Annotated in this window: 2 protein-coding genes; both read left to right on the top strand. The window is 67.4% G+C overall.

Going from position 1 to position 2,095, the window contains the following annotated elements; all coding sequences use genetic code 11:
• A partial coding sequence (locus AB4Z38_RS25485) for a prealbumin-like fold domain-containing protein (protein WP_441432302.1) occupies positions 1-1,415 on the top strand: 1,415 nt, incomplete at its 5' end.
• Positions 1,416-1,460: 45 nt separating this feature from the next.
• Positions 1,461-2,095: SpaH/EbpB family LPXTG-anchored major pilin (locus AB4Z38_RS25480; RefSeq protein WP_441432301.1), on the top strand; the 635-nt coding region annotated here is incomplete at its 3' end.

The raw sequence follows: 2,095 nt of genomic DNA, 5'->3' as shown, positions 1-2,095 counted from the left end.
CGGGCCAGGAGCAGGGCCCGACGTCGGACAACACCGCCTGCGCGACCCTCACGCCCCATCTGGTGGCTTCCAAGGGCGTGGATCCGGGGGCCGGGACCATGGTCGGGCCCGGGCAGGTTCTGAGTTACTCGCTGGCGTTCGACAACACGGGCGGCACCGCCCCGGCCGCTGTTGGTTACACCGACTGGCTCGGGGACGTTCTGGATGCCTCGGGCTTCGTGGCCGGCTCCATCACCACGACCTCCACGAGCGGGACTGCCTTGCTGGTGGCGGACAACTCGGGGGCAGCAACGAAAACCCTGGCCATCACGGGCACCGTGGCTGCCGGCGCGAAGAGCGTCGTCACGTATCAGGTGAAGGTCAATGGCGCCGGCAACCTCGGTGATGCGTCGCTCGGGAATTACCTGACACCCTCGACCACCATCACCCCGCCAACGGCGTGCCCGGCCGGCAGCACCACCTGCACCGTCAACCCGGTGGGGGCGTGGACGCTGGGCAAGACGGCCTCCCCGGCCTCGGGAACGTACATCAACCCGGGCGACCCGGCTGCGGGCAGGATGATCACCTACACGGTGACCGCCACGAACTCCACCATCAACCCGATCAGCGGTGTCATCCTCAGCGATGACCTGAGCCAGGTCCTGAACAACGCCACGTTCACCGCCGGTTCGGCGAAGCTGACCATCAATGGCGGTACACCCCTGGCAGTCCCGGACCCGGGCGCCGGCAGCAAGCTGGCCACCGCCTCCTTCACTCTCCCCGGCAACGGCACGGCCGTGGTGAGCTACTCGGTGACGGTCAACACGACTGCGTGGCTCGTGGCCCTGAGGAACGGGGCAACCGGGACCGGGGCCGTCCCGCCGGCACGATGCGTCACCGGGACCACGGCGCCGCTTGAGCCTGCATGTTTGACCACGAACCCCACCACCGGCCACCTGTTCGTGCAAAAGGCAGGACCCGGGACGGTCCGGGGTTCCACCGTCCCGCTGACCGGGGCGGGCTTTGAGGTCCACAACGATGCTGCCGGGCAGATGGGCCCCACGGTGATCGGAGTGAACAGTGCCGTGTCCGGGTCACCCGGGCTCATCGAGGTCAGGAACCTGCTTCCCGGGACGTACTGGCTGCTCGAAACCAAAGCCCCGGACGGCTACTCGCTCCTGGCCACCCCCGTGAAGTTCACTGTTGCGGGCAACGGCAGCATCGCCCTGGACACGGCCACCGCAGGAACTTCGGTGACAGCAAACAACCAGACCATCACCGTCCTGGACATGGCGGCCGTGAAGCTCCCGGCCGCCGGCGGGCCAGGGACCGCCGGCATCGTCGGCGGAACGATTCTCGGCATCCTCGCCCTCATCACTTCCCTCGCCCTCCTCTTCAGGCGAGCGGACAAGACCCCGCAAAACCAGACTCCGTAGCGCAGCTCCGCGCACATCAATGGGGGAAACAATGAAAGGAACACGATGAAATCATCGAAGGTGAGGCGCGGCATAATAGCCTCTTTGGCCGCACTAGCCTCAGCCGGGATGCTCGCTCTCGGAGCCGGAGGCGCACACGCGGCGAACACCGCGAACATCGACCCGTCCAAGACGGGTTCGCTGACCATCCACAAGTACGAGAAACCCGCGACGCCGACCAACCTGCCTAACGACGGAACGGCTCTGAGCGCGGCCCAGTTGCAGGGACTGACCCCGATGGCAGGGGTGACGTTCACGGTCCAGAAGGTGAACAACATCGACCTGACGACCAATGCGGGCTGGACCGCCGCCGCAGCGTTGACGCCGGCCCAGGCCGCGGCGCAGGCGGCCAGCCCCGGCACGACCACCACGACCGGCGCGGCCGGGACGGCGACCCTGGGGAACCTTCCCCTGGGCCTGTACCTGGTGACGGAGACCGGCTACCCGGCCGGTGTGACTCCCTCGGCCCCGTTCCTGGTCACGCTTCCCACGACGGACCCGGCCGGCGGGAACGGCTGGCTGTATGACGTGAATGTCTATCCCAAGAACGCGGTCACGACCGCGACGAAGACCGTCAACGATGCCTCCGTCCTCAAGCTCGGCGACAACGTGCAGTGGACCATCACCTCCGACATCCCCAA

The sequence above is a fragment of the Arthrobacter sp. 2RAF6 genome (assembly GCF_052115205.1).
Taxonomy (GTDB): domain Bacteria; phylum Actinomycetota; class Actinomycetes; order Actinomycetales; family Micrococcaceae; genus Arthrobacter.
Note: the sequence above shows the minus strand (reverse complement) of the source record. Positions and strands in the feature narration are given on the sequence as shown.